This is a genomic window from Streptomyces sp. (genome assembly GCF_036524955.1).
Taxonomy (GTDB): domain Bacteria; phylum Actinomycetota; class Actinomycetes; order Streptomycetales; family Streptomycetaceae; genus Actinacidiphila.
On the sequence record NZ_DATDBG010000095.1, the window covers coordinates 1 to 8,122 of the forward strand.

5 protein-coding genes and 4 pseudogenes are annotated in these 8,122 nt (G+C 67.8%); 6 read left to right on the forward strand and 3 right to left on the reverse strand.

Annotated features, from left to right (window positions below; translation table 11 throughout):
• The first annotated feature begins 152 nt into the window (after window positions 1–152).
• From VIW71_RS08720 to VIW71_RS08735, 4 genes are all read left to right on the forward strand, one after another.
• Window positions 153–455 (forward strand): substrate-binding domain-containing protein, encoded by a 303-nt coding sequence (locus VIW71_RS08720; RefSeq protein ID WP_331621468.1) that lies wholly within the window; start codon window positions 153–155, stop codon window positions 453–455.
• Window positions 456–870: 415 nt separating this feature from the next.
• Entirely contained in the window at window positions 871–1,917 is a 1,047-nt protein-coding gene (locus tag VIW71_RS08725; protein WP_331621469.1) for a substrate-binding domain-containing protein, read from the forward strand.
• A gap of 116 nt (window positions 1,918–2,033) precedes the next feature.
• Window positions 2,034–2,822 (forward strand): ATP-binding cassette domain-containing protein, encoded by a 789-nt coding sequence (locus VIW71_RS08730; RefSeq protein WP_331621470.1) that lies wholly within the window; start codon window positions 2,034–2,036, stop codon window positions 2,820–2,822.
• A gap of 98 nt (window positions 2,823–2,920) precedes the next feature.
• Entirely contained in the window at window positions 2,921–4,213 is a 1,293-nt protein-coding gene (locus tag VIW71_RS08735; RefSeq protein WP_414720701.1) for a sugar ABC transporter permease, read from the forward strand.
• A gap of 133 nt (window positions 4,214–4,346) precedes the next feature.
• On the opposite strand, the pseudogene VIW71_RS08740 reads toward VIW71_RS08735, so the two are convergent.
• A pseudogene (locus tag VIW71_RS08740) lies at window positions 4,347–5,444 on the reverse strand (integrase core domain-containing protein).
• A gap of 124 nt (window positions 5,445–5,568) precedes the next feature.
• Here VIW71_RS08740 and VIW71_RS08745 point away from each other — a divergent pair.
• Window positions 5,569–6,009 (forward strand): annotated as a pseudogene (locus tag VIW71_RS08745) (tetratricopeptide repeat protein); the annotation flags it as partial.
• 402 nt (window positions 6,010–6,411) lie between these two features.
• Here VIW71_RS08745 and VIW71_RS08750 read toward each other — a convergent pair.
• Window positions 6,412–6,943: pseudogene (locus VIW71_RS08750) on the reverse strand (GNAT family N-acetyltransferase).
• Window positions 6,944–7,000: 57 nt separating this feature from the next.
• On the opposite strand from VIW71_RS08750, the gene VIW71_RS08755 reads away from it, so the two are divergent.
• Window positions 7,001–7,875, forward strand: a protein-coding gene (locus VIW71_RS08755) for an IS5 family transposase (protein ID WP_414720700.1) whose coding sequence is annotated in 2 segments (ribosomal slippage) — window positions 7,001–7,391 and window positions 7,391–7,875 — 876 coding nt in all. Because the reading frame shifts where the segments join, the coding sequence is not laid out codon by codon here.
• Window positions 7,876–7,890: 15 nt separating this feature from the next.
• Here VIW71_RS08755 and VIW71_RS08760 read toward each other — a convergent pair.
• Window positions 7,891–8,122: pseudogene (locus tag VIW71_RS08760) on the reverse strand (pyridoxamine 5'-phosphate oxidase family protein); the annotation flags it as partial.

The following is an 8,122-nucleotide window of genomic DNA, read 5'->3' on the forward strand; positions in this document are numbered from 1 at the left end:
AGCCCGCACCTTCGTCGCCGCGAGCCCATGGAGGTCTTGCCTGACGGGACATATCTGACCCGGATGAATCTCGCCGGGCAGCGGCGCTCCCATCCGGGCGGGGTGACAGTGAGGGTGATCGACTACCAGGTCGACGGCGGCCGCTGAACGCGTTGGAGCCCGAGTGGGAGGCACGGTTCGACGGCAAAGAGGCCGGCTACTACCGGGCTCTGGAGGAGGCGGGAATCGCCCCTGATCGGCGCCTGGTGGTCACCGTGCCCTGGGGCGGGGAAGAGGGCGCCGACGCCATGGCCCAGCAGCTGAGCCTGCCGGACCCCCCCACCGCCGTGTACGCGCACTCCGACGAGGTCGCGCTCGGGGCGATGCGCACCCTGCGCCGCGCCGGCCTGGGCGTGCCGCAGGATGTCTCCGTCATCGGCATCGACGACCATCCCCTCGCGGGCCCACCGACCTGACCACCGTCGCACAGTCGGTAAGTGAACAGGGTGTGCTGGCCGGACGTATGGTCCTGTCACTGCTGGCGGGGGAGACCGTGGACGCTGGGCGGCACGTCCCCACGCACCTCGTGGTCCGGGCGAGCACCGCTCCGCCGCCCGCGCGTAGAACCGCTCACCGGCAGGAGCCCGCGGACTCCCCCCGCTGAGGCGACGCCCCCGGCCGCTCCATCGGCGGGATGTGGAGCACGATCGCGGAGACTAGTATGTGAAAAGCCAGTGATGTCGATATCGGGCCATTGTCGTCATGTGCAGAACCGGTAAGGCAGTGAACCCGGGCACCCCGTACGGTTGCCTGGTCTCACGCTCCGCATGCGGCCGCCGAGGTCCGCGGACGACGTGGCGAGTTCGTCTGCGCGGCGCTGCTGTCGCCGGAGTGGCATTGTGCCTGGCCATCGGTCTCGAGGCTTGCGGACAGGCGGGAGACGGCCCGGCCGGTAGCGTCCCGCCCGCGCGCGGTTTGCGGATCGGCCTCCTGCTTCCGGAGAACCAGCCGCCTCGCTACGAACAATTCGACAAGCCGCTCATCGAGGCGAAGGTCCGGGAACTGTGCCCGGATTGCACCGTGGACTACGCCAACGCCCGCGGTGATGCGATCGCCCAGCATCAGCAAGTCGACGCCATGATCAGCAATCGGGTCGACGTACTGGTCCTCGACGCCGTCGACACGGGGTCGCTCCGCTCCTCCGTCGAGGAGGCGCACAGCGCGCACATACCGGTCGTTGCCTACGACAACCTTTCCGAGGGCCCGGTCTCGGCCTTCGTTTCCTTCGACGGGGAGCAGACCAGCAGGATTCTGGGGGAGACGCTCCGCAAGGCCCTGAGCGGCGATGCGCGCGGTGGCCGGATCGTCCGAGTGGAGGGGCCGAGGGTCTCGGACCAGCAGCCGGCACTGTCCGAGCTCAAGGGCATTGGGAAGGTCACGAAACCCTACGTCGCCGCAGCATGGAACGCAGGCGATGCCTACGCCGTCATGTCCGGCGCGATCGCCAGGCTGGGCGACGGCCACATCCAGGGCGTACTCGCCGTCACCGACGCCCTCTCCGACGGTGTGATCTCCGCCCTCAAGGACGCCCGTATCCACCCGCTGCCCCCGGTCACAGGCCAGGACGCCGACCTGGCGGCGGTGCGGCGCATCGTGAGCGGCGACCAGTATATGACCGTCTACAAGTCGTACAGGCTGGAGGCCGATGCCGCGGCCACGATGGCGGTCGCTCTGGGCCGGGGAGCGAAGGCCACCGCTATTGGGAAGAACCGAATCAGCAGCCGGACGACCAAGGACATCCCATCGGTCCTGCTCACCGCAGTCCCGGTCACCGTAGCCAACGTCAAGTCGACCGTCGTCAAGGATGGTGCCTACACGATCCGTCAGATATGCACCCCGGAACTCAAGAGCGCCTGCAACAAGGCCGGACTCACCTGATGGCGGAATCCTGACGGGTCCCGCCCCGAGTCTCCCGGCTCTGCTACCCGTCACGAGCGGCGCTCGGGCCAGGAGCCGAACCGACGGCATCCAGAGTGAGGAGAAGGAGAAGGAAGATGGGCCACGCTGCGGCTGTACCCCTGCTGGCATTGCGCGGAATCTCCAAGCAGTACGGCGCCGTGGCGGCGCTCACCGATGTCCAACTCGACATCAACGCCGGCGAGGTCGTTGCCCTTTTGGGCGGCAATGGTGCCGGCAAGTCCACGCTCGTCAAGGTGATCGCGGGCGTCAGCCCTGCGGACGCGGGTGTCATCGAGTGGAAAGGCCGGACGGTCCACGTCAACCGCCCGAACGACGCGCTTGCCCTTGGTGTCGCCACCGTCTACCAGGACCTGGCGCTGTGCGACAACCTGGACGTCGTCGGCAATCTCTACCTCGGCCGCGAGATACAGCGGTTCGGCATCCTCGACGAGGTGGAGATGGAGCGCCAGGCGCGGGAACTGCTGAGCACCCTGTCCTTCGGCGTTCTGGATACGCACCGGCCCGTCGCCTCCCTCTCGTCAGGCCAGCGACAGGCCGTCGCCCTCAGCCGCTCGCTTCTCGGTCGGCCCGAGGTCCTGCTCCTCGACGAGCCCACCGCCGCGCTCGGCGTCCCGCAGACCGCCCAAGTTCTCGACCTCATCGAGCAACTGCGGGACAAAGGCCTCGGATTGCTTCTCATCAGCCACAACCTGGGGGACGTCAAGGCCGTGGCCGACCGGATCGCGGTGCTCCGCCACGGACGTAACAACGGTTTCTTCGACGTGAACACCACGTCCTACGAACAGATCGTTTCCTCCATCACCGGCGCCTCGGACAATGCTGTGACCCACCGCGAGGCGGACGCGGCAGAGATGGACCTCTGAGCGAGGGAGCGTGCGCAAGCGTGAAGAGCACGAAGAAGGACACCACCGTCGTCACGATCCGCACCGGCGCCGCAACGAAGCCGTCTGCGAAAGCGGTGATGACAGCAAAGGGCTTCCGGAGTTACGTGGCCGCCTTTTACGGCAAGCTACGCGGCGGTGAGTCCCGCTGGGCCCCTGTTGTCCTGTGCCTCATTCCGATCTGTGTCGTTTTCCAGACGCTGAACAGTAATTTCCTCTCGCCGCGGAACCTCTCCAACATCGGCGTCGACATGGCGGGGCCAGGATTGATCGCCACCGGCCTGATCTTCGTGCTGCTGGTCGGCGAGATCGATCTGTCCATCGGAGCGGTCAGCGGACTCGCGGCGGCCGTCTTCGCGTTGCTGGCCGTCAATCACGGTCTGCCGGAATGGCTTGCCGTCATCACGGCGGTACTTACCGGTGCGGCGACCGGAGCCGTCCACGGGTTCTTCTTCGCCCGGATCGGGGTGTCCTCCTTCGCCGTCACCCTCGCGGGACTGCTGGGCTGGAACGGGCTGATGGTCTACCTTCTGGACGGCACCGGCAGTATCACCCTCGATGCAGGGGGTCTGGTCGGCCGCCTGACAAGGACCTATGTGGACGGGGCGGCCGCGTACGGGCTGGCCGGACTCGGCGTGGCGGTATATTTTCTGGCTTCCTGGAAGTATGAGCAGCACTACAAGGCGTCGGGAATGCTCAGCCGGTCGCTCTCGGGCATCGGAATACGCGCCGGTGTACTCGCAGTGGTCGCCTTCGGCGCCGTCATCGTTCTCAACCGGTTCCAAGGACTGCCACTGGCCCTCCTGATCTTCCTGGCAGTCGTCGCCGGGCTGGACTTCGTCCTCTACCGCGCGACCTACGGGCGAAAGGTCCTCGCGCTGGGCGGTGGTGCCGAGGCGGCCGGCCGCTTCGGCCTCAACGTGGCAGCGGTGCGGATCTCGGTGTTCATCCTCTCCGGGGCGATGGCCGCCATCGGTGGCCTGTTCATCGCCTCCCGCATCACGTCAGTGAGTCAGGCATCAGGCGGCGGCAGCCTCGTCGTCGATGTCATCGCGGCCGCCGTCATCGGGGGTACTAGCCTGTTCGGCGGATACGGCACGCCATGGTCGGGAGTACTGGGCATGCTGGTCATCCAGTCGATCGCTTCGGGGGTGGCGCTCCTTGGCATCCAGGCGTCCGTGCAGCTCATGATCACCGGTGGTGTACTGCTAGCCGCCGTCGTCATGGACTCGCTGTTCCGGCGCTACCGACAACTTCACGGCCGGGCCTTATGGTCCGGTCGCAGTCCGCTCTCATCACCTGGCCGGAGCGGTGCTCGAGACCTAACCTCGATCGTTCGTGAGGTCCGTCAGCTCGTGACGGACCCTTTGTGACTGGAGGCGATCCACAGGCCGGGACTTCTCCGGCATCACCTTCAACAGTCCTCCAGCTCCTCCAGCTCCTCCCGTGCGGGAGAGCTGAAGGTCCTGTTGGCCTTGCGCCTGCCGAAAACCTCATCCGCCGAGGTCACGCGGCATGTTGGTACTCGTGGACGAGGCCGCCGAGGCGATCGCATCGTCGTATGTCGAGGCGGGTGATCTGCTCCGGATCGGCGATCGGCGTGGGCAACGGGTTTAGCGGGCGGGCGTTGGCGATGCCCTGATGGGGGCGGTGAGAGTTGTAGTGCTCTTCGAACTCCCGTAGTGCGTGGAGCAGGTGTCGCTGGTTCCAGATCAAGGTGCGGTCCAGCAATTCCCGTCGGCAGGTCTGCACCCACCGTTCCATGATCGAGTTCATTCTCGGCATCCGCACGCCGCTGGGCACCACCTCGATCCTGCATCGTTCAGGACGGTGTCGAACAGGGCGGGGAACTTCCCGTCCCGGTCCCGGATGAGGAGCCGGTGCCCGGCAGCCGGCGTCCTCGAGGTCCATGACGAGGTTCTTCGCGGCCTGTGCCACCCAAGATGCGGTCGGGTGCGCGGTGGCACCCAGGATCCGGATCCGCCGGCTGGCGTGCTCGATCACCGCGAACACATACAGCCGCGCCCCGGACAGCGTGACGGTCTCCAGGAAGTCGCACGCCAACAGGGCGTCGGCCTGTGAACGCAGGAAGTCCGCCCACGTACTGGAACTCCGCTCGGGCGCCGGATCGATCCCGGCCTCCTGGAGGATCTCCCAGACTGTGGACGCGGCCACCTTGATCCCCAGAACGAGCAGTTCACCGTGGATGCGGCGATACCCCCAACTGGGATTTTCCCGTGCGAGCCGCAATACCAAGAGCCGGATGGAGCGCACGGTCCGCGGGCTTCCCGAGCGCTTCGGCCGGGAGTCGGCAGCGTGGCGGCGGGCGACCAGGTCACGGTGCCAGCGCAGCACCGTGTCCGGCCGCACCAGCAACCGCACCCTGCGCACCGTCTCCGACGCTAGCCGGTGCAGCAACGCCGCCAAAAACGCACGATCACCCGGCGTGAACCGGACCTTCTCATTGCCGAGTTGCCGCTCCAGCACCGTGATCTGATGGCGCAGGGCCAGCAGCTCCGCGTCCTTGTCCCGATCGCTCATCGGCAGCAGGCGCAGTATGGCGAACGCGTTCGTCACGGCGAGATAAGCCAGTCGCAGCAGCACGATCAGCCATCATGCCGGAGGCCACCGGCCGCGCGAGGGGCCCATTTCGAACGCCCGAGCCGAAGGCCCCGCCCACCCCCACAACGGCTCCCACCAGTGCGGATGAGGTTTTCGGCAGGGGCACCGTGCCCTCGCCCTGCACGAGGCCGTACTCGCCGACCGCATCCGCCTGCTCGGCCCCGACCACCCGAGCACGCTGACAAGCTGGCACAACCTCGCTGTGGCCCTGCGCCTCATCGGCGACCACGTCGGTGCCGTCACGCTGCACGAGCGGAATCCCGCCGATCGCACCCGGATCCTGGGCACCGACCACCCTCACACCGTCGCCAGCCGGATCCAGCTGGCTCAATGCCGGGAAGAGATCGACGCGCAGGCCCGGCGTCCTGCCGCACGATGGCGTGCGCTGCGGTGGCGAACCGATACGGTCGGCGTGCCGGGGGAGCCCATAGCGTGCGCGGGCTGGAACGGCGTTCCGTGCGACCGCCCGGCCATACCAACCCGGACGGTGTGCGCCCGCCACCGCGCGCAGGAACTGGATGAGACGCAAGGGCGAGGCGCGGCGTGAGCGGGACCGAAGAGCACAGCGGTGTCGACCTGGCCCGAGTGCCGTTGCAGGCCGCCAAACAGGCCTCGAACAAGCGCGGCGACAATCCGGTGAAGTCCACCGGCGCCCGGCACCGGATGAAGACGGTGCGGTGCGACAGCGGCCGCGATCCGGTGCCGTTCGGCACGGCGGTCATCGGCCTGACGGCCGCCGCGACTCCACAGCCGGACTCAGGCAGGCCGGGCTCACCACATGGCCCACCAGCCGCGGGCCCCGGTTCGGCCGGTGTGCCCAGCAGCCCGTACCGTCCGAGTCCGGATAACGCCCTCGGGAAACGGCCCGATCCGGGCCCATCAGAAGAGCTCAGGGGAGAGCGTGACAACGTGACACCCGCCGGGCACGAGGTCAAGCGGGCGGCGTGACCTAGGACCACACGCCGAACCACTGCTCGGCGCCGTACGCTTCGAACCGCTCCAACCCGGTGAACCCCAGCTTCGCCGCGAGGCGCATCGAGCGGGCGTTGGCGGTCTGGGTGTAGAGCACCACCGGCTCACCGGGCAGCGCACCGGCAAACCAGTCGAGTGCCGCTGTGCACGCCTCGGTGGCGTACCCGCGTCCCCACGCCTGCGGCAGGAACAAGTAGCCGAGCTCGGTCCCCCCGGCCTCCCGACGGCGGTTGCTGCCCGGAAGCTCGGGGGCGTGGGTCGAGCTCGATCGTGCCGATCACTGCTCCGTCGAGCTCGACCACGAAGAAGCCAGGGCGCTGCCCGGGTACCTCGGGCACCGTGCGTTCGAGCTCAGCACGCGGTCGAGGGCCGCCGAGGTAGGTACCCACCTCTGGCGAGGCGTTCAGCTCGATGACCGCCGCACGGTCCCGGGCCTCGGACTCGCGGAGTACGAGCCGCTCGGTCCTGATCGGGGCAGGTGGCCAGGCGACGGGCCCGAGCTCAGTCATGGCGGGCAATCTAGGGTGCGTTTCAGAAGTGGATCTTGATGTGTCAAGATCCACTTCATGGGGAGGCACGATCTGACGAATGCGCAGTGGGCGAAGCTGGAGCCCCTGCTCCCGGTCGGGAGGAAGCCCGGACGGCCGCCGGTGCACACCAAGCGGCAGTTGATAGACGGCATACGCTGGCGCACCCGCGCTGGTGCTCCCTGGCGGGATGTGCCCGAGCGGTACGGCCCGTGGGAGACGGTCTACGGCCTGTTCCGGCGTTGGCAGCGGGAAGGCACCTGGCACCGCATCCTCGAGCAGTTGCAAGCCCGGGCCGACGCCGAGGGGCTGATCACCTGGGACGTCTCGGTGGACTCGACCATCGCCCGCGCCCACCAGCATGCGGCGGGTGCCCGCAAAAAGGGGATCTGCAGGTCGAGCCGCCCGGTGGCGTCTTCACCGAGCCGGACGACCACGGGCTCGGGCGCTCCCGGGGTGGTCTGACGACCAAGCTCCACCTGGCGGTCGAGCAGGCCCAGAAGCCGATGTCACTGGTGATCACAGCCGGGCAGCGCGGTGACTCCCCGCAGTTCCAGGTGGTGCTGGGGCGTATCCGGGTGCCCAGGCTCGGGCCGGGCCGCCCGCGCACCCGACCGGACACGGTTCGTGCCGACAAGGCGTACGGCTCCCGCGCGAACCGCGCCTACCTGCGCAAGCGCGGCATTCGCTGCACGATCCCGGAGAAGCGCGACCAGATCGCCAACCGCAAGAAGCGCGGTTCCCACGGAGGTCGGCCGCCGAAGTTCGACAAGGCCGACTACAAAGAGCGCCACGCGGTGGAGTGCGGAATCAATCGTCTCAAACGCCACCGCGCGGTCGCCACGAGATACGACAAGCTCGCCGTCCGCTATGAGGCCACCGTGCTGGTCGCAGCCATCAACGAGTGGCTGTGACTCACGAGCCTATGATCACCTGGCGGTGATCTTCGCGACATCGGGGGCAAAGACTGTCATCCAGTGCGGGTGCAGCCGGTAGAAAACCACGTCGTTGTCCCAGTCGAAGGCGTCGTCGCCGTAGAAGTTCTTGAAGTACCCGAGCAGGTCTGGCCAGTCCGAGGCCGCCTCACCGTCCTCGGGGTTGAGGATCTCCACCGTGCCGTGCGTGAACACACCCAGGTCCTCGCCGCGCATGTGCGCGACG

Bases quoted from the DNA above. Each gene is read 5' to 3' on its own strand.
- VIW71_RS08730 (WP_331621470.1), top strand. From the start codon at position 2,034: ATGGGCCACGCTGCGGCTGTACCCCTGCTGGCATTGCGCGGAATCTCC.
- VIW71_RS08735 (WP_414720701.1), top strand. From the start codon at position 2,921: ATGACAGCAAAGGGCTTCCGGAGTTACGTGGCCGCCTTTTACGGCAAG.